Genomic DNA, 19014 nt, shown 5'->3' on the forward strand with positions numbered 1-19014 from the left:
GAGGCGACCTGTCCCTGCGGATCTCGAACAACACACAACCCCTGAACAACTCAGGTGTTGCAACCACCGCTAGAACCCAAGGGGAAGGGGGCCTTCACGCGCTTCGGCCTTAATCAGTTGACGGAGTGAGTACTCACTCCGCACACTGGAGAGCATGACGGAAACCCCCACCCGGCGGAGAGCGCCGGGAATGAGCCCCGAAGAGCGGCGGAGGATGATCGTCCAGTCCGTGCTGCCGCTGATGGTGGAGCACGGCGCCGGGGTCACCACCAGCCAGATCGCCCGCGCGGCCGGCATCGGCGAGGGCACGGTCTTCCGGGTCTTCAAGGACAAGGACGAACTCTTCGCCACCTGCTTCGCCGAAGCGCTGAAGCCCGATCAGGTACTCGACGCCATCGCGGTGATCGACCTCGAACAGCCCCTCGACGACAGGCTCGTCGAGGCGGCCGACGCGCTCAGCGCGCACCTGCAGCGGATGGGCGCGCTGATGGCGGTCATGCACGGCTCCGGCAAGCGGCCCGAGCACCGCCACGGCCTCGGCGACGGCCGGGACCGGCGCCGGGAGTCGATGACCGCGATGCGCGAGGCCATGGCCGAGCTGTTCGAACCGGAGAAGGACCGGCTCCGGCTGCCCGCGACCCAACTGGCCGCACTTTTCCTGTCGCTGCTGTTCAGCGGCCGGATGCGGTTCGACGCGAACGGCGACGAACCCACCACGATGGAACTCGTCGACGTCTTCCTCAACGGCGCCGTGGGGGCCGCGTGATCGGCGGCCCGCCCGGAGGGGGCGGTGGCGGCATCGAGATGCTGCTGGCCCGCGGCGGCAGGCGACGCCGTCCGCCGTCGACGGTGCCCGACAGCGGGCTGACCGGCCCGGTCGACATCCCCGAACCAGAACCCGAAGCCCTCCCGAAAGACCTGAAGTCCCGGCTCAACCGCATGTGGGTCAACGTCGCGGGCACGGTCCGCGGCCTGCCCAAGGTCGCGAAGCTGACCTGGCAGGCGAGCCCGTTCCTGACCGTCACGATCACCTTGGTGACCCTGCTTTCCGGTCTGCTGCCCACGGCGACCGCGTATGTCGCGAAACTGCTGATCGACTCGGTGGTCGCGGCGATCCAGGGCCACGGCACCAAGGGCGCGATCGTCGGGGTCGCGCTGTTCCAGTTCGGCGTCCTCGTGCTCACCGCGCTGTCCCAGGCGCTGACCACCTACGGCCAGTCCTTGCTGCAGGAACGGATGACGCTGACCATCCGCCACCAGGTGATGGAGCATTCGAGCAAGCTGCATCTGTCGTACTTCGAGGGCTCCGCGTCCTACGACATGCTGCGCCAGGCCGCTCAGGAGGCGCCGACCCGGCCGCTGTCGATGATGAACTCGGCACTGGGCCTGGTCCGGACGCTGATCACCTTCGCCAGCATGATCGCGCTGCTCGTATCGATCAGCCCGCTGCTGGCGCTGGTCGCCCTGCTGGCACCGATCCCCGCGTTCATCTCGCAGTCGAAGTACGGCGCCCGCGCGTTCTGGCTGACGTTGATGATGTCACCCTTGAAAAGGCGGATGGACTATCTGTCCTCTTTGGTCACCACGGACACCTACGCCAAGGAGACCAAGCTCTTCGGCCTCGGCCCGTACTTCGTCGACAGGTTCCAGCGGCTGGGCCAGGTTTTCTACGACCGCCAACGGAAACTGACCCGCAAGCGCAGCGTGAGCTCGACGTCGTGGGGGTTGCTGAGCACCGCCGCCGGGTCCGCGATCGCGCTGTACATCGCGCTGGAGGCCGTCGGCGGCAGGCTCACCCTCGGCGATCTCGCGCTGTACACGGCCGCCGCGGCGTCGGTGCAGACGTCCGTCCAGGGCCTGTTCACCGCGTTTTCCGGAATGTACGAGAACAATCTCTACCTCGACACGCTGTACCGCTTCCTCGGCACGAAACCGGAGATCGTCGCGCCGCCGGAGCCGCGCCCCCTTCCGTCCACTGTGGAGGGACATATCCGGTTCGAGGAGGTCTCCTTCACCTATCCCGGTGCGTCCGAACCCGCGCTCGACGGCGTGACCTTCGAGATCCGGCCGGGCGAAACGGTCGCCGTCGTCGGCCGCAACGGCGCCGGGAAATCGACGCTGTTCAAGCTGCTCTGCCGGCTGTACGACCCGACGGGCGGGCGGATCCTGCTCGACGACGTCGACATCCGCGAGTACGACCCGGTGGCGCTGCGGCGGCAGATCAGCGCGATGTTCCAGGACTACGTGACCTACCAGGGCACCGCGGCCGAGAACATCGGCCTCGGCGACCTCACCCACCTCGTCGACCGCGAACGGATCGAGGCGTCGGCGAAGCGGGCCGGTGCCGACGAGCGGATCGAGCGCCTGCCCAGCGGATACGACAGCCCGCTCGGCCGCTGGTTCGACCAGGGCGTCAGCCTTTCCGGCGGCGAATGGCAGAAGATCGCGCTGGCGCGGGCGTTCCTGCGGGAGGCGCCGATCCTGATCCTCGACGAGCCGACGTCCGCGCTGGACGCCCAGGCCGAGCACGACCTCTTCTCGCGCCTGCGGGAGCTTTCGGAGGGCCGGACGACGCTGTACATCTCGCACCGGTTCTCCACCGTCCGGCAGGCGGAACGGATCCTGCTGCTGGAGCACGGAAAGGTCGCCGAGTACGGGACGCACGACGAGCTGATGGCGGCGAAGGCGGGCTATGCCGACCTGTTCACACTGCAGGCCGCCGCGTACCTCGACGAGGCCGTCGGCTGACGATGCGGCGGATCATGGTCGTCGGTTGCAGCGGCGCCGGGAAGTCGACGTTCTCGCGACGGCTCGGCGCCGCACTCGACCTCCCTGTCACCCATCTCGACCGGCTCTACTGGCGACCGGGGTGGACACCGGCGCCGGACGCCGAGTTCCACGTCGCGCACGGCGGATCGTCCTGACCAGGCCATGCGAGGCGGAGGAGTTCCTGCGCCGATTCGGTTGACCCCCGTCACCGTATCGGGGGTTCGGGAGCAAAACGGGCAAGCCGTACGTTGTCCAGGTATGGCTGTCGCGTTCTTGCTCTATGTCGTCGCCGAGATCGCCGCCGTGTGGGCGGTGGGCTCGGCAGTTGGCGTGCTCGGCACGATCGCGCTGCTCTTCGCCGGTGCGTTCATCGGATCCTGGCTCGCGCGCCGCGAAGGCGGCCGTGCCTTCAGGGCGTTCGCGGAGTCCGCGCGGCTCGGCCGCCCCGCCGACGCGGAGCGGGAACTCACCGACGGGATGCTGATCGGGCTCGGCGGCCTGCTGATCCTGATGCCCGGTTTCGTCAGCGACGTCATCGGCCTGCTGTTCATCCTGCCGCCGACCCGCAGTGTCGCGCGCAAGGTGTGGCAGAAGCGGATGCAGCGGCGGGCGGTCAAGTTCGCCAACCGCGCCCGCGGGCCGGTGATGGTGGTGGACAGCGAGGTCGTCACGGACACCCCGCCCGCCGAAGCCGCCAGGAAGCAGCCGCCGGTGATCGAGGGCCGCGTCGTCGAGGGCTAGGCGCCACGAACTTCGCCACTAGCTTCGCCACTACACTGCCTAGTGGCGAAGCTAGTGGCGAAGCTAGGACGGCGACATGCTCCACGAAGAACTCACCGAGATCATCGCGAACCTCCGCGCGCTCGGCGGTGATCATGCGTTCGTCGAGGCCAAACGCGCGGACACCAAGCTGCCCAAGAGCACACGCGAGACGCTTTCCGCCTTCGCCAACACCAGCGGAGGCGTTCTCATCTTCGGCCTCGACGAAACTCACGGCTTCGAAGCGACCGGAGTTCGAGATCCGGCGAAGCTGGAGGCCGACCTGGCCGCGATGTGCTCCGAAAACCTGGAACCGCCTCTCCGGCCGCTGATCGGAACGCACCGGTTCGAAGACGCGGATCTGGTCGTCGCCGAGATTCCCGAGTTGCCTGCCGGAATCAAGCCGGCGTACAACCGCGGCACCGGGATGACCCAGGGAAGCTTCATCAGGGTCGCCGACGGGGACCGGAAGCTGAGCCCTTACGAAGTCCAGTTGATGCTGGCGAACCGTGGTCAACCACGAGACGACGAGCAGCCCGTCCCCGGTACTTCGGTCACGAACCTCGACGAATCGCTGACCAGCACCTTCCTGAGTCGGCTCCGCCGCCATCGCGGCAGAGCCTTCGCGAATCTCGACGACACGGCCGCACTGCGACGGGCGAAAATCCTCGTCGGCGACGAGTTGTCGTTGACCGGGCTCTTGGCGCTGGGCGAGTATCCGCAAGAGTTCTTCCCGCAGCTCATGCTGACCTTTGTCCACTACCCGACGAAATCGGGACCGGACCCGCGGAACGGGACGCGGTTCATCGACAACGTTGCGGCCGAAGGACCGATCCCGGCGATCGTCGACGAAGCGCTCAGCACCCTCCGCCGCAACATGAAGCGCCGGTCGACCGTCCGTGGCGCGGGACGGGCCGAAACTTGGGAGTATCCCGAAACAGCTTTACGCGAAGCGGTGGTCAACGCACTGGTCCACCGTGACTACTCCGGCCCGTCGCAGGGAACCCAGGTTCAGGTCGAGATGTATCCCGACCGGCTGGTCATTCGCAATCCCGGCGGTCTCTACGGATCGGTTCGTGAAGAAAACCTCGGGGTGGAAGGCACGTCTTCGGCCCGCAACGGCACCCTGCTGAAGATCTTGGAGGACACGCCGCTACCGGGGTCGGACCGCCCGATCTGCGAAAACCGCGGCTCCGGGATCCCGACGATGCTGGCGGCGATGCGGGACGCCAAGCTCAGTCCGCCACGATTCGCCGACGACATCTCCACGTTCACGGCCACCTTCCCCAACCACACGCTGATGGGAGACGGCGCCGTCCAGTGGATCGCGTCGCTTCGTGAACATGGACTGACCGACAGCCAGTGTCATGGCCTCGCGATGTTGTTCCATGGCGAAACGCTCAACAATCAGGCTTACCGCAACGCGAACGACCTCGACTCTCGTGTCGCCACCGAAGAGCTCGGCGATCTGGTCGCCCGAGGCCTGCTCGTCCCGACGGGCGGACGTCACTACGCGCACTACACCCTCGCCGACGATGTCGTCCCGGCGCCCGCGGACGGCCCGGTGCGGGAACAGCGCCGCGCCGATCGCCGTGCAGAGATCCTGCTGGCACTCGGCGGGAAGGAGGCGAACCGTGCCGATCTGGTCGCGGAGACAGGACTCCCCGATCGAACGGTGTCCCGATGGCTCGGAGTCCTCCTCCGGCAGGGACTGATCGAGGCGACGGAGAAGAACCTGCGCAGTCCGAATGTCCGCTATCGCCGGACGCGGCAACGAACTCTCGATGAAACGGGCGGCTAGGTTCCGCTCGGCTTCGGGATGTCGAAATAGCCGCTGAACCGCACGGCCGGCGCGTACTCGCCCTTGACCTTCACCTTGCCGGTCACGAACATCGCCGCCACCGCCGCGTTGCCGGTGGCCATCCGGATGAAGTCGTCGACGGACAACGTGATGGTGGTGTCCGGAGTGCGCGCGAGATCGGTGCTCGAAACGCAGACGCCGTCTTCGATGACGGTTTGAAAGCGATCGAAACCGTCTTCTCCGTCACCATCCGTGAAACGCCATGCGACGACGAAGTCGACATGCCGCGCGCGTTCGGGAACGAAATGATCCGACATTCTGCGGAAAATCTCGTCGAGGAACGCCGAACGCAGTTCCGGGTGATCGGAGATCGCCTTGAGCTGTTCCCGCGACGCGCGTTGCACGACGTCGACGAGTACCTCTGTCTCCAATGAGCTCAGCTCGATGCCCGCACCGGTTTCGCCCAGCATGTGCAGGGTTTCCAGCACCTGCGTGAACTGCTCCGGGGTCAGTTTGGCGAGTTCGAGCTTCTCCGCGAAAGCGTTGATGACGTGCTCGCCCGCGGTGCGTGTCTTGTGCAGCCGCAACGGACGGGAAAGGCGTACCTTGTCCCGCCAGCGCCGGTTCGGAGAATTTCGGGGCACGGCACGGAAGTGTATCTGCTCGGCCGGGTTCAGGACGGCTTCGGAAGGTCGAAGAAACCGATCAGGCCCGCCGCGAATGCCAGGTCACCTTTTACTTTGATCTTTCCGGTGACGAATAGCACAGCCGGGGTCGCCTGATGGGTGATGAGCCGGAAGAAATCAACGGGCGCGATCGTGATCGTCACCCTCGGCTTCTCCTTGCTCTCCTGGCTGACCGTGCACTCGCCGTGCGAGATCACCGTCTCGTAGCGGTCGTAGCCGCCGACACCGACCCCGCCGGACAGCCGCCAGTGGACGACGGCGTGCAGCGTCTTCGCCCGGTCCTGCCGGATGTGGGCGCCCATGCGGTCGAAGATCTCGCCCAGCACCCGCTCCCGGAGCGCACGCTCGGCGACGACGCTCTCGAGTTGCGCACGCGAGGCACGCGCGACGAGGTTCGCGAAACGGGCCGGGTCGACCTTGCGGAGGTCGAACGCGGGCGCGGATTCCGCGAGCCGTCCCAACGCGGTCAGCAGCCGCCGGACGTCGTCCTTGCCGAGGTCCTTCGGATCGATGGCGCCCGCGACCTCGTTGACGTCGAGAGAGTGCGCCTCGGCCGAATCCGGCTCGATCCGTTCCAGCGCGTCGACCAGCGCGCGGCCGGTCAGCCCCACGATCTCGGTCATTTTCCCTCCAGCTCAGCCCTACCCGAACGTAAGGCTACCCGCCAGTAGGTAGGCGGGCAAGCGTGCCGAAATCACCTTTGCCCGAAGGGGCCCGGTAGCGTTCTACGCGACTAATGGGAGGTCTTGAGTTGCCCGAGGAAGCACCGCGTCCCGCCGAACGCGCCAAAAGGCTGCCGAGAGCGGTGCGGGAACGCCAGATCCTGGACGCAGCGGTCTCGGTGTTCTCGCGCTACGGCTATCACTCCGCGTCGATGGACGAGATCTCCGAGGTCGCCGGCGTGTCCAAGCCGATGATCTACACCTACCTCGGCTCCAAGGAAGACCTCTTCGGCGCGTGCATCCGCCGCGAAGCCACCCGCCTGCTGGAGGCGGTGCAGGACGGGATCAAACCCGATCTGCCGCCTGACATGCAGCTTTGGCACGGACTCCGCGCGTTCTACCGGTTCGTCGCCGAGTACCGCGAGTCCTGGACGGTGCTGCACCGGCAGGCCATGACCGTCGGCGGCGCCTTCGCCGCGGAGATCACCGACATGCGCACCCGCGCGATCGAGCTGGTCGCCGCGCTGGTCGTCTCCGCCGGCACCCGCAAGGGCCTCGGCGAGCAGGCGGAGTTCTCCGGCGCCGGGCTGTCCGCCGCGCTGGTCGGGGCGGCCGAGTCGCTGGCCGACTGGGCGCTCGACCACCCCGATGTCTCCGACGGCGTACTCGCCTCGTGGCTGATGAACCTGGTCTGGCTCGGGTTCAACGACCTGGTCGAGGGCGAGATCTGGAAGCCGTCAGAGAGCGACGACTGAGCCCTCCAGATGCGGCTTCGGCTTGCGCGCGTTCCACAGCTCGAATGCCCAGCCATCGCCCTCACTCCACGTGGTGAAAGCGGCCTTGGCGGGCAGCAGGACCGGCTGCTTGAACTTGACGTCGACGGTGAACGCCTCCGGCAGCCTGCCTTCGAACGCCGCGAGCGCGTGCGCCTTCGTCCACATGCCGTGCGCGATCGCGGACGGGAAGCCGAACGCCTTCGCGGTGATCGAGTGCAGGTGGATCGGGTTGCGGTCGCCGGAGACCTCGGCGTAGCGGCGGCCGATGTCACCGGGCACGTGCCAGATCGCGCTGGGCGAGGGCTGCGAGAGCTGACCGCGCGAGGTCTTCTCGCCACTGCCGCCACCGCGGCGCAGGTACGTGCTGACGTCCGTCCACACAGGACTGTCGTTGACGAGCAGTTCGCTGATCACGTCGAACTGCTTGCCCTTCTCGTGCGGGCGCAGATCCTCGGCGCGCACGCGCAGGGTGAACGACTCGTCGAGCCGCAGCTGCCGGTGCTGGGTGATCCGGTTGGCGACGTGCACCATGCCCAGCAACGGGAACGGGAAGTCGTCCTCGGTCATCAGCGCCATCTGCAGCGGGAAGGCGAGGATATGCGGATACGTCGCCGGGAGCACGTCGTCGAGCCGGAATCCGCACACCTGGTTGTACGCGGCGAGGTGCGCCGGATCGACGACGACGCCCTCGCGGACAAACTCGGTCGACGGCAGCGTGCTCCCGCCGCTCTTGCGCAGCGAACCGAGCAACGCCTTGGGATACAACGAAGACAGACTCGGCGACTCGTGGAGTTCCTTGACTGCCATGATCACGCCCCCAGCAGTGCCTGGCCGCAGACGCGGACCACGTTGCCGTTGACCGCGGCCGAAGCCGGGTTCGCGTACCAGGCGATCGTCTCGGCGACGTCGACCGGGAGACCGCCCTGGCCGAGACTGGACAACCGCCGTCCGGCCTCACGGATGAACAGCGGCACCGCGGCGGTCATCTTGGTCTCGATGAACCCGGGCGCGACGGCGTTGATCGTGCCCCCGTATTCGGCGAGCACCGGCGCGCCGACGTTCACCATGCCGATGACGCCCGCCTTGCTGGTGGCGTAGTTGGTCTGCCCGACGTTGCCCGCGATCCCGGCGATCGAGGAGACGCCGATGATCCGGCCGTTGTCGTGCAGCACTTTGTCCGACAGCAGCTTCTCGTTCACCGCGAGCTGCGACGCGAGGTTGACGGAGATGACCGAGTCCCAGCCGCCTTCGGTCATGTTTCCCAGCGTCTTGTCCCGCGTGATGCCCGCGTTGTGCACGACGATGTCAACGCCGCCGTGACGCGTGGTCAGGTACTCGGCGAGCTTCTCCGGCGCGTCGGCGGCGGTGATGTCCAGCTGCAGCGCGGAGCCGCCGACCTTGTTGGCCACCATCGACAGATCCGCGCCCTGCGCCGGGATGTCGAGGGCGACGACGTGGGCGCCGTCGCGGCCCAGCACCTCGGCGATGGCGGCGCCGATACCGCGGGAAGCGCCGGTGACCAGGGCGACCTTGCCGTCCAGGGGTTTGGCCCAGTCGGCCGGGGCGGAGGCGGTCTTGGTCTCGGTGCCGACGCGGATGACCTGGGCGTCGACGAAGGCGGACTTCGACGACAGCAGGAAACGGAGCGTGGACTCAGTGGCCTCTTCGGCGCCTTCGGCGACGTACACGAGCTGGGCGGTCGCGCCGCGCTTCAGTTCCTTACCGACCGAGCGGACGAAGCCTTCGAGCGCGCGCTGCGCGATCCGCTCGTGCCCTTCGGCCAGCTCCGGCGGCGTTCCGAGGACGACGACGCGGCCCGACGGCCCGACGCTCCGGATCACCGGGTGGAAGAAGTCGTAGACCTCGCGAAGCTGCTTCGGGTCCTTCACGCCTGTTGCGTCGAAGACGAGTGCGGCGTGCCTGTCGGTCGCGGTCGAAACGACCTCGATGCCCGCGCGATGCAGCTGCGCCTCGATCACCTTTTCGAGGCGACCGCCCGGCGCGGCGCCGAGAAGTGCGGGACCCTCCAGAGCGGGCTGGCCGGGCTTGTACCGGCGGAGCGTCGCGGGGTTCGGCAGGCCGAGCTTCGGCACCACGAATTTCCCCACGGGGGATTTCGTGAACTGCTGGTACCTGTCAGCCATCTCGCGCCTCCCGTGCAGTGAGCATCACGTCGCATTCTAACCTACTCGCTAGTAGGTTACAGTGTGAGAGAGCCTACGGAGGAGTGGAAAAAATGGCCACGAAAAGGACGGCACCCGTGCGCAAGGTCGCGATCATCGGCGGCAACCGGATCCCCTTCGCCCGTTCGAACGGTCCGTACTCGAAGGCGTCGAACCAGGACATGTTCACCGCCGCCCTCGACGGCCTGGTCAGCCGCTTCTCCCTGCAGGACGAGGTGATCGGCGAGGTCGCCGCCGGCGCCGTGCTCAAGCACGCCCGCGACTTCAACCTCGCCCGCGAAAGCGTCCTCGGCAGCAGGCTGAACCCCGCCACCCCGGCGTCGGACGTGCAGATGGCCTGCGGCACCGGCCTCCAGGCGATCGTCAACGTCGCCAACAAGATCGCGCTCGGCCAGATCGACTCGGCCATCGCGGGCGGTGTCGACACGACGTCCGACGCGCCGCTGGCGGTCAACGACGACCTGCGCCAGATCCTCGTGCAGCTCAACGCCGCGAAGACGCTCCCCGAACGGCTGAAGCTCGCCGCGAAGCTGCGCCCCGGCCACATCGTCCCCGAGATCCCGCGCAACTCCGAGCCGCGCACCGGCCTGTCCATGGGCGAGCACGCCGCGCTGACCGCGAAGGTCTGGGAGATCACGCGCGAGGCGCAGGACGAGCTCGCCGCGACCAGCCACCAGCGTCTCGGCGCCGCGTACGACAAGGGCTTCTTCGACGACCTGGTGACGCCGTACCTCAAGCTGGCCCGCGACCAGAACCTGCGTCCGGACTCCAGTGTCGAGAAGCTCGCGAAGCTGAAGCCCGCCTTCGGCGGTCCCGAAGGCACGATGACCGCGGGCAACTCGACGCCGCTTTCCGACGGCGCGTCGACGGTCCTGCTCGCGACCGAGCAGTGGGCGAAGGCGCGGAAGCTGCCGGTGCTGGCGTACCTGACGTTCTCGCAGACCGCAGCCGTCGACTACGTCCACGGCGACGAGGGCTTGCTGATGGCGCCCGCGTACGCCGTCCCGCAGATGCTCACGCGGGCCGGGGTCACCCTGCAGGACTTCGACTTCTACGAGATCCACGAGGCCTTCGCCTCCCAAGTGCTCGCCACCCTCAAGGCGTGGGAGGACCCGGCGTTCGCCAAGGAGAAGCTGGGCCTCGACGAGCCGCTCGGGTCCATCGATCGGGCGAAGCTGAACGTCAACGGCTCGTCGCTGGCGGCCGGGCACCCGTTCGCCGCGACCGGCGGCCGCATCGTCGCCACCCTCGCGAAGCTGTTGAACGAGAAGGGATCCGGCCGCGGGCTCATCTCGATCTGCGCCGCGGGCGGCCAGGGCGTCACCGCGATCCTCGAGAAGTAATCCGTCCGCTCTGAGCGGATCCGGGGAAAACCCGGTGCCTTTGTCGGTGCCGGGGTCTAGTTTGTCCGCATGTTCGCAGTTCAGGCGAAAGCCCTGGTCAAGACCTACGGCTCCACCCGGGCGCTCGACGGGGTCGATCTGTCGATCCCGACGGGCAAGGTACTGGGCCTGCTGGGGCCGAACGGCGCCGGCAAGACGACGACCGTCCGCATCCTGACCACGCTGCTTCGCCCGGATTCGGGCGAAGCGGAGGTGGCCGGGCATGACGTGCTGGCCCAGCCCGATGCCGTCCGGCGGTCGATCGGGCTGTCCGGGCAGTACGCCGCCGTGGACGAGAACCTCACCGGGTTCGAGAACCTGTACATGGTCGGCAGGCTGTACGGGAGCAAGAAGGCCGCGGCGAAGTCCAGGGCGCGTGAACTGCTCGCGCGGTTCCGGCTGGAGGACGCGGCGGACCGGCCCGCCAAGACCTATTCCGGCGGTATGCGGCGACGGCTCGACCTCGCGGGAGCGCTGGTCGCCGAGCCGACGGTGGTGATCCTCGACGAACCGACCACCGGGCTCGACCCGCGCGGCCGGATCGACACCTGGGAGGTCATCAAGGAGCTCGTCGCCGACGGCACCACGGTCCTGCTGACCACGCAATACCTGGAGGAGGCCGATCAGCTCGCCGACTCGATCGTCGTGATCGACAAGGGGAAGGTCATCGCGCGCGGCACGGCCGACGAGCTCAAGCAGGAGATCGGCGGCGAACGGCTGGAGCTGGTCGTGGCCTCCGCCGACGACCTCGCCGCGACCACGCAGGTGCTCGCCGAGGTCGGTTCGGGGACACCGTCGGTCGACGAGCACACCCGCAAGGTCGACGTCCTGGTCGAGGGCGGGCCGAAGGCGCTGATCGAGGCACTGCGGCGGCTGGACGCGCAGGGCGTCGCCGTCCAGGACGTCGCGCTGCACCGGCCGACGCTCGACGACGTCTTCCTTTCGCTGACAGGGCACGCCACGGACGAGGGGGAGAAAAAGTGAGCGCGGTCGCGAAGGCCTTTTCCGACGGTGGCGTGATCACCTGGCGGAACCTGAAGAACGTCCAGCGCAACCCGGACTGGCTGATGGCGGCGACGCTGCAGCCGATCATGTTCGTGCTGCTGTTCGCGTACGTCTTCGGCGACGCGATCGGCGGGGAAGCGGGCGGGCTCGCCTATCGCGAGTTTCTGATCGCCGGCATCTTCGCGCAGACGGTCGCGTTCAACTCGGCGTTCACCGTGATCGGGTTCGCGAACGACCTGCAGAAGGGCATCATCGACAGGTTCCGCTCGCTGCCGATCTCCCGCCTCGCGGTGATCTTCGGCCGGACGACGTCCGACCTGGTGATCAGCGTCGTGGCGCTGATCGTCATGTCGCTGTGCGGGCTGCTCGTCGGCTGGCGGATCCGCGGCAGTTTCCTCGACGCGGTGCTCGGCTACCTGGTGATGCTGATGTTCGCCTGGGCGCTGTCCTGGGTCGGCGCGTGGATCGGGCTCGTCGCGCGCAGTGTCGAGGTGGCGCAGAGTGCCGGGCTGATGTGGATGTTCCCGCTGAGCTTCATCTCGACGGCGTTCGTCCCGGCCGACAAGCTGCCGGGCGTGCTGAAGGCAATCGCCGACTGGAACCCGTTCACCGCGGTGATCAACTCGGCGCGTGACCTGTTCGGGAACCGCTTCGGCGCGGCCCCGACGGGCTGGCCCGCCGAGCACGCCTCGCTGTACGCGATCCTGTGCTGCATCGCCATCATCGCGATCTTCGCGCCGCTGGCGACGGCCCAGTACAAGAAGGTCGCGAGCCGCTAGAAATTCTTTCCGTCGAAAATGTCGAACCGCCGTCGAGCCGCTCGACGCGCTGGTGAAGGCGGGGTAGAAACAGCCCCGCCAAGACTCTGAGGAGCAGCGATGCGGTTTCTGATGATGCACCGGCTGGACGAGAGCGCCCCGGAGGCCTGGAACCCCAGCAAGGAGTTCATCGAGCAGATGGGCGCCTTCGTCGAGGACTCGTTCAAGAAGGGCATCCTCATCACGGCGGAGGGCGTGCACCCGTCGGAGCGGGGCGCGAAGGTCCGCAAGGGGCGCGGCGGCAAGATCACCGCGACCGACGGCCCGTTCACCGAGACCAAGGAGGTCATCGGCGGGTTCGCGCTGATCAACGCGAAGGATCTGGCGGAGGCCGTCGCTTTCGCGGAGACCTACGCGGCGCTGTTCGACGAGATCGAGGTCGAGGTCCGCACGGTCGTCGAGGCGGAGGACATCGCCGCTTTCACCGAGTGAGGCCGCGGCCCCGTAAGTGTCATGAACGGCCCTTTCCTGACGTTTTACGTCAGGAAAGGGCCGTTCATGACATTCGGCGGGGAGGGCCGAGCTACTTCGTGATGGCCTTCTCGGCCTTCTTCGCCAGCTTCTCGGCGCGCTTCTCCGTCTTCGACGCGGCCCGCTTGGCACGCCAGCCGAGCGAAGGCTTGCCGGCGGTGTCGGCGGCGGCGAGCAGCAGGCCACCGGCGAGGCCGGCGTTCTTGACGAACTGGATCTGCTGCTGCTGACGTTCGGCCGGTTCCTTGATCTCCCAGAACCGGTGCGCGGCCAGCGTCGTCGGGACGAGGCTGCCGAGCAGCAGCAGCGAGGCCAGGCGCGGCGCCTTGCCCGCGGCGAGCGCGACCCCGGCGCCGACCTTCACCGCGGCGTCGATCCGGACGAGGGTGGCGGGGTCGCGCGGCACCGATTCCGGCACCACGCCCTCCAGCTTGTCGAAGGACTCGGTGAGGAACGGTTCCACGGCCTTGGCGTGCCCCTGGGTGTCCCTCAGCGCGCCGATCCCGCCGGAAATGAAGATCGCGGCGAGGAGCGGACGTGCGACGCGACGGAGAATCACGGTCGTAACCTTTCTGGATCCGGACCCGGGAAACAAACCTATCCCCAGTCTTCCCGCCCGCCACCGCGCCGAACCGCGCTAACGGCGTATCTTGAAATATTTCTCTGACGCTAGACAGCCCTAGACTTCGCTAGCGGGCCGGATACGCCCTCGGCAGCTTGAAGCCGCGATCGGCCGCGACGTCCCGCAAGCGGTCCGGGTAGTCGGTGATGATGCCGTCGACGCCGTCGTCGATGAGCTTGTGCATGGTGGCCGGATCGTCGATCGTCCACGGCACGACCTTGATCCCCGCGCGGTGCGCCTCGGTGACCAGCGCCTTCGTCGTGAACGGCCGGTAGTCGGGGTCGCCGACCTTCCCGCCCTGCGGGTTGCCGTGCACCGGCGAGAGAGCGCTCGCACCGAACGACTTCACCGCGCGCACGGGGCTACCGCCGAAGTCGTCGATGTCGAGCCCGCCGAGCCACGGCGACTTGCCGGGCTGCCCGACCTGGAGGAATTCCGGCTGGGTCAGCGCGACCGTCGGGATCCACGGCGCGACCTTCCGCAGGAGCATCAGGGCGCCCCAGTCGAAGCTCTGGATCGTGACGTTGTGCGCGAACCCGCCGCGCTGGATCTCGCGCACCGCCCGCTGGACGAACTGTTCGCGCGGCGCAGTCTCCTGCGGGGCGGCGGCCTCGACCTTGGTCTCGATGTTGAACTTGATTCCCCAGGCGCGGTGGTCGCGCGCGAGCTGGAACAGCTCGGCCAGCGTCGGCATCTTGGCACCGGGGGAGAGCGTCTGGCCGGGGTGGGCGGGCTGCCGGATCGAACCGCAGTCCAGCGTGCGGACCTGCGCGAACGTCAGGTCCTTCACGTACTTGCCGACATACGGGTACGCGGGGTCGCCAGGCGTCGCGGGCTCGGTGTCATGGCACTTCGCGGGCGTCGTCTTGCGATCGTGGGTGATCACCTCGCGACCGTCCTTGGTGATCTGGAGGTCGAGTTCGAGCGTGGTCACCCCCAGCTCCATCGCCTTGCCGAACGACGCGAGCGTGCTCTCGACCGTGAGGCCGAGCCCGCCGCGGTGGGCCTGGATGTCGAAGGCGCGACGCGGATGCGCGTCGGCGACCCCGGCCGTGCCGAGGGTCAGCGCAGCGGCCACGACCAGCGCGAATGTCTTCATCCGGGCACCATGCCACGGTCGGGTGAACTTCGATTGACTTTGACGCAACGTCAACCTCTACCTTCGTGGACATGCCGAACGAGAAGGAGTGGTCGATCCAGGACATCGCCCGCTCGGCCGGGACCACGAGCCGCACGCTGCGCCATTACGGCGACATCGGGCTGCTCGAACCGAGCCGGGTGGGGAGCAACGGATACCGCTACTACGACCAGGACGCGCTGGTGCGGCTGCAACGGATCCTGCTGCTTCGCGAACTCGGGCTGAGCCTGCCCGCGATCGGCGAAGTGCTCGAAGGCGAGCAGGACACGACGGCGGCGCTGCGCACACACCTGAAGTGGCTGGAGCAAGAGCGGCACCGGCTCGGACGGCAGATCGAATCGGTCAGGACGACCTTGAAGAAAACGGAGAGAGGTGAACAACTGATGGCAACGGAAGTGTTCGACGGCTTCGACCACACGAAGTACGAGAAGGAGGTCACCGAACGCTGGGGCGCCGACGCCTACAAGCAGGGTGACCGGTGGTGGAAGTCGCTGAGCGCCGAGGACAAGAAGGCGCACCAGCAGGAGCAGAAGGACATCGCGGCCGCGTTCGGCGCGGCCCGCGCCCAGGGTCTGCCCGCCGACGGCGACGAGGCCCAGGCGATCACGCGACGGCTGTACGAGTGGCTCCGGCCGGCCGTGCGGGCCGTCTCGAAGGGCTACTTCGCCGGACTCGGACAGCTGTACGTCGACGACCCGCGCTACGGGCAGTACGACGAGAAGCACGGTGCCGGCACCGCGGAATACATCCGTGACGCGATGAAGATCTACGCCGAGCGCAACCTGAGTGAGTAAGAACGAGGGATGGGGCTGCAGACCCATCCACTCGGAGTAACCCGCCACGACACGCCTATCCCTCTATGGCGGAATATCGGGCCAGGGCTAGAAACGCCGATAGCGTGGGAGAGTGGATCCCATCCGCAACCCCTTCGCCCCGGGTGCCGGTCAACGGCCGCCCGAACTGGCAGGTCGCATGCGCGAGCTCCAGGCCTTCGAGGTCGTGCTCGAACGGGTGGCGCGCGGAAGACCGGAACGCAGCCTGATGCTGACCGGCCTGCGCGGCGTGGGGAAGACCGTGCTGCTGGGCGAGCTGCGCTCGAAGGCCATCAAGCACGGCTGGGGCGCGGGCAAGATCGAGGCCCGCCCGGACACCGAACTCAGGCGGCCGCTGTCGGCTGCGTTGCACCGCGCGATCCGCGACCTCGCCGTGCGCCATCGTGCGCCGGACCGGGTCGAGCAGGTGCTCGGCGTGCTCAAGGCGTTCGCGCTGCGCGCCAACAAGCCGGACGCGAAGCTCCGCGACCGCTGGCAACCGGGCATCGACGTGCCCGCCGCTCAGGGCCGCGCCGATTCGGGCGACATAGAGATCGACCTGGTCGAGCTGTTCACCGAGGTCGCGGAACTGGCCGCCGACGTCGGCACCGGGGTCGCGCTGCTGATCGACGAGATCCAGGATCTGCTGCCCGAGGACGTTTCCGCGCTGTGCGCCGCCTGCCACGAGCTCTCGCAGTCCGGGGCGCCGCTGGTCGTGGTCGGCGCCGGACTGCCGCACGTGCCCGCCGTCCTTTCGGCGTCGAAGTCGTACTCGGAGCGTCTTTTCCGCTACGCGCGCATCGACAGGCTCGAACGCGAAGACGCCGACCTCGCGGTGATGGCACCCATCGAACGCGAGGACGCGGGCATCGAACCGGAGGCGCTGGACGCCCTGTTCGACGCGTCCGGCGGCTATCCGTACTTCATCCAGGCGTACGGAAAGGCCGCTTGGGACGCCGCGCCCGCGGATCCGATCACCGTGAAGGACGTCCAGGTCGCCGCCCCGGAGGCCGAATCGGAACTCGCTGTCGGCTTCTTCGGCTCCCGCTACGAGCGCGCGACGCCCGCCGAACGGGAGTACCTGATCGCGATGGCCGAGCTGACCCAGGGCCGGGACGAGTCCGCCGGCACCGCCGATGTGGCCGTCTACCTGGGGCGGAAGCCCTCATCCCTGTCGCCGGCGCGGGACAGCCTGATGAAGAAGGGCCTGGTCTACTCCGCCGAGCGCGGGCACATCGCCTTCACCGTCCCGCATTTCGGCCACTACTTGCTCGGCCGGGACTAGATCCCTCTACGTCTTTATCGCGTCAAAACTAGAAAGCCTTAGAGACTTCTATCCGGGCACACTGGCAGGGTGACCAGCGTCTACTGGCGTGACGGATTGCCGGAGCGAGTCCCCACCACCGGGCCGCCGCCGCGTTCGGCCGATGTCGTGGTGATCGGCGCCGGGTTCGCCGGTCTGTCGATCGCACTCGACCTGCTGGAACAGCGTCCCGGAAGCAGGGTGGTCGTCCTCGAAGCCCGGCACGCCGGATTCGGCGCGAGCGGCCGGAACGCGGGCGGCGTCCTCCCGCTGGGCGTCCTGCCCTGGCTGCTGCCCCGCAGCGCGGGCGCCCACGACCCCCGCGAAATGCAGCGACTCCTGTACGACCGGATCAACGCCAGGATGCGAAGGCTGCGCGACTCGCATCCGGAGGGCGAGGTCACGCGGACCCGCATGCGGCTGATCGGCGGCTCCGCCCTCCTCGCCGCCGGCCTCGACGTGGTCGCGGACGCCGTGACCGCGTCCGGGATCGAAGTCGAGCGGGACGCGACGGGGTTCTCGCTCGAGTCGTGGACCATCCAGCCCGCCGCGCTCGCCGGTTCACTGGCCGCCGGACTGATTTCCGCCGGCGGAACGCTGGTCGAGAACGTCGCGGCCGACTCGGTCGACGCGGCGGACGACGGCGTCACCGTCCGGCTGCGGAGCGGGGGAGTCCTGCGCGCGGATCGCGCGGTGATCTGTTCGGGCGCGTACACCGGTGCCTTGTCGCTGCCGGATCCGCCGCCGGGCCGGGTGATTCACACCTACATGCGAGCCGGGGCGCCGGAAGCCGTCGAGGACGAGCCGTTCAGCACGGCTCCCGGGCTCGGTATGGCCTATTGGCGACGGCACCGCGGACGACTGTTGTTCGGCGGGCTCGACCTCGGAGGGCTGACACCCGGCGCCGAGGCCGACGCGCTACCGAAGGCCCATCGGAAGGTCGACAGGCTGCTCGCGCGCCGGCTTCCCGCCGAGGCCGGGACGACGGCGACCCACCGCTGGGGCGGGCCGCTGCACGTCACTCCGGCGGAAGTCCCCCATCTGGCACGCTCCGCAGTCACCGATCGTGTGGTCTACGCCGTCGGGTTCGCCGGCAGCGGAGTGGCGCTGACGCTGACCGCGGGACCGCTCGTGCGCGACCTCGTCCTCGGGCCCGAAACGGCCGATCCGGGAGGTGTCGCGCTGCGAGAGTCGATGGCATCGACGACCATCCCGTGGCGCGGCGTGCTGAGCGCGCTCCGGCGGGGACCGTCGAAACTCGCGCGCCGCCTGCTCCATGAGGGTTTCTGAGGCTGTATCGGACCGCCGCTAGAGACGCCTAGCGTTACCAAGAAGTGACCGGCGACACCAAATCTCTCCGGATTTCCGCTCTGGTTGCCGACGATTCATCGGCAGGTGTGCCACATCACCGGATAATCGTTGGCTTCCTTGTGAAAAAGGGTGCATACTAGGAGCACAGCCACCGAGACACAAGACCCTCAAGGGGATGACTTAAACCGATGAACAACATCGCCGCCAAGCTCCGTGCCCGTCGCGCCGAGGCTCGCACTCGCCGGGCCCTGAACCGGGCGATCGACACCGCGGCCACCGCGACCGTTCGTCAGGAGCTCATCGCTATCTCCCAGGCGCGTCACACGCACATGCGCTGACCCGACAACAACCGTTGTAGGTGTCGCCCATTCGAGTGACCTACGACACATAGTGCGTGAGGTGTAACGCCGCGGAACGCGGCGTCGATACCCACTACGACCCCGTGATGCTGGCGGACCCCCGACCTGGCAGCATCACGGGGTTTCCATATGTCCGGATCCTCCCGCTGAAATTTCT

The 19014-nt window shown here is 67.9% G+C and carries 20 protein-coding genes; 14 read left to right on the forward strand and 6 right to left on the reverse strand.

What is annotated here, in order from left to right:
* The first annotated feature begins 190 nt into the window (after window positions 1–190).
* The 5 genes from IE302_RS17765 to IE302_RS17785 all read left to right on the forward strand — a co-directional run bounded on the left by IE302_RS17765 (window position 191) and on the right by IE302_RS17785 (window position 5329).
* A complete protein-coding gene (locus tag IE302_RS17765; protein WP_191256264.1) occupies window positions 191–766 on the forward strand; it encodes a TetR/AcrR family transcriptional regulator in 576 nt (191 codons plus the stop codon).
* A gap of 32 nt (window positions 767–798) precedes the next feature.
* Window positions 799–2748 (forward strand): ABC transporter ATP-binding protein, encoded by a 1950-nt coding sequence (locus tag IE302_RS17770; RefSeq protein ID WP_191256265.1) that lies wholly within the window; start codon window positions 799–801, stop codon window positions 2746–2748.
* A 2-nt stretch (window positions 2749–2750) separates the two neighbouring features.
* Window positions 2751–2924 (forward strand): P-loop NTPase family protein, encoded by a 174-nt coding sequence (locus tag IE302_RS17775; RefSeq protein ID WP_229907829.1) that lies wholly within the window; start codon window positions 2751–2753, stop codon window positions 2922–2924.
* Window positions 2925–3027: 103 nt separating this feature from the next.
* Window positions 3028–3510, forward strand: a complete 483-nt coding sequence (locus IE302_RS17780) for an FxsA family protein (RefSeq protein ID WP_191255658.1) — start codon at window positions 3028–3030, stop codon at window positions 3508–3510.
* A gap of 76 nt (window positions 3511–3586) precedes the next feature.
* On the forward strand, window positions 3587–5329 hold the full coding sequence (locus IE302_RS17785; RefSeq protein WP_191255659.1) for an ATP-binding protein: 1743 nt from the start codon (window positions 3587–3589) through the stop codon (window positions 5327–5329).
* Here IE302_RS17785 and IE302_RS17790 read toward each other — a convergent pair.
* Together IE302_RS17790 and IE302_RS17795 are read right to left on the reverse strand one after the other, a co-directional pair.
* On the reverse strand, window positions 5326–5916 hold the full coding sequence (locus IE302_RS17790; RefSeq protein ID WP_191256266.1) for an SCP2 sterol-binding domain-containing protein: 591 nt from the start codon (window positions 5914–5916) through the stop codon (window positions 5326–5328). The genes IE302_RS17785 and IE302_RS17790 overlap by 4 nt on opposite strands.
* Before the next feature lie 86 nt (window positions 5917–6002).
* Complete coding sequence (locus tag IE302_RS17795) at window positions 6003–6638, reverse strand: SCP2 sterol-binding domain-containing protein (protein ID WP_191255660.1); 636 nt, start codon at window positions 6636–6638, stop codon at window positions 6003–6005.
* A gap of 128 nt (window positions 6639–6766) precedes the next feature.
* Here IE302_RS17795 and IE302_RS17800 point away from each other — a divergent pair, with 128 nt between their 5' ends.
* Window positions 6767–7432 (forward strand): TetR/AcrR family transcriptional regulator, encoded by a 666-nt coding sequence (locus IE302_RS17800; protein ID WP_191255661.1) that lies wholly within the window; start codon window positions 6767–6769, stop codon window positions 7430–7432.
* On the opposite strand, the gene IE302_RS17805 is transcribed toward IE302_RS17800, so the two are convergent.
* Window positions 7415–8260, reverse strand: coding sequence for a MaoC family dehydratase (locus IE302_RS17805; protein ID WP_191255662.1), 846 nt, complete (start codon window positions 8258–8260; stop codon window positions 7415–7417). The genes IE302_RS17800 and IE302_RS17805 overlap by 18 nt on opposite strands.
* 2 nt (window positions 8261–8262) lie before the next feature.
* Window positions 8263–9597, reverse strand: a complete 1335-nt coding sequence (locus IE302_RS17810) for a 3-oxoacyl-ACP reductase (protein ID WP_191255663.1) — start codon at window positions 9595–9597, stop codon at window positions 8263–8265.
* 92 nt (window positions 9598–9689) lie between these two features.
* Here IE302_RS17810 and IE302_RS17815 point away from each other — a divergent pair, with 92 nt between their 5' ends.
* From IE302_RS17815 to IE302_RS17830, 4 genes are all read left to right on the forward strand, one after another.
* On the forward strand, window positions 9690–10979 hold the full coding sequence (locus IE302_RS17815) for an acetyl-CoA C-acetyltransferase (RefSeq protein ID WP_191255664.1): 1290 nt from the start codon (window positions 9690–9692) through the stop codon (window positions 10977–10979).
* A gap of 69 nt (window positions 10980–11048) precedes the next feature.
* The gene (locus tag IE302_RS17820) at window positions 11049–12002 is read left to right on the forward strand and encodes an ATP-binding cassette domain-containing protein (protein WP_093935019.1); all 954 of its coding nucleotides are present in this window, start codon (window positions 11049–11051) and stop codon (window positions 12000–12002) included.
* Entirely contained in the window at window positions 11999–12802 is an 804-nt protein-coding gene (locus IE302_RS17825) for an ABC transporter permease (protein ID WP_005155879.1), read from the forward strand. Before IE302_RS17820 ends, IE302_RS17825 begins: the two co-directional genes overlap by 4 nt.
* A 99-nt stretch (window positions 12803–12901) precedes the next feature.
* A complete protein-coding gene (locus IE302_RS17830) occupies window positions 12902–13273 on the forward strand; it encodes a YciI family protein (protein ID WP_191255665.1) in 372 nt (123 codons plus the stop codon).
* A 91-nt stretch (window positions 13274–13364) separates the two neighbouring features.
* Here IE302_RS17830 and IE302_RS17835 read toward each other — a convergent pair whose 3' ends face one another.
* Together IE302_RS17835 and IE302_RS17840 are read right to left on the reverse strand one after the other, a co-directional pair.
* Window positions 13365–13871, reverse strand: coding sequence for a DoxX family membrane protein (locus tag IE302_RS17835; RefSeq protein ID WP_191255666.1), 507 nt, complete (start codon window positions 13869–13871; stop codon window positions 13365–13367).
* 130 nt (window positions 13872–14001) lie between these two features.
* Window positions 14002–15033, reverse strand: coding sequence for a glycerophosphodiester phosphodiesterase family protein (locus IE302_RS17840; RefSeq protein WP_191255667.1), 1032 nt, complete (start codon window positions 15031–15033; stop codon window positions 14002–14004).
* 71 nt (window positions 15034–15104) lie between these two features.
* Here IE302_RS17840 and IE302_RS17845 point away from each other — a divergent pair, with 71 nt between their 5' ends.
* From IE302_RS17845 to IE302_RS17860, 4 genes are all read left to right on the forward strand, one after another.
* Window positions 15105–15866: a MerR family transcriptional regulator gene (locus IE302_RS17845; RefSeq protein ID WP_191255668.1), complete on the forward strand. Its 762-nt coding sequence runs from the start codon at window positions 15105–15107 to the stop codon at window positions 15864–15866.
* Between the two features lie 112 nt (window positions 15867–15978).
* Window positions 15979–17169, forward strand: coding sequence for an ATP-binding protein (locus IE302_RS17850; RefSeq protein ID WP_191255669.1), 1191 nt, complete (start codon window positions 15979–15981; stop codon window positions 17167–17169).
* Window positions 17170–17238: 69 nt separating this feature from the next.
* The gene (locus tag IE302_RS17855; RefSeq protein ID WP_191255670.1) at window positions 17239–18477 is read left to right on the forward strand and encodes an NAD(P)/FAD-dependent oxidoreductase; all 1239 of its coding nucleotides are present in this window, start codon (window positions 17239–17241) and stop codon (window positions 18475–18477) included.
* Between the two features lie 209 nt (window positions 18478–18686).
* Window positions 18687–18836, forward strand: coding sequence for a hypothetical protein (locus IE302_RS17860; RefSeq protein ID WP_007032374.1), 150 nt, complete (start codon window positions 18687–18689; stop codon window positions 18834–18836).
* Window positions 18837–19014: the final 178 nt, after the last annotated feature.

It is taken from the genome of Amycolatopsis oliviviridis (assembly GCF_014654365.1).
Taxonomy (GTDB): Bacteria; Actinomycetota; Actinomycetes; order Mycobacteriales; family Pseudonocardiaceae; genus Amycolatopsis; species Amycolatopsis oliviviridis.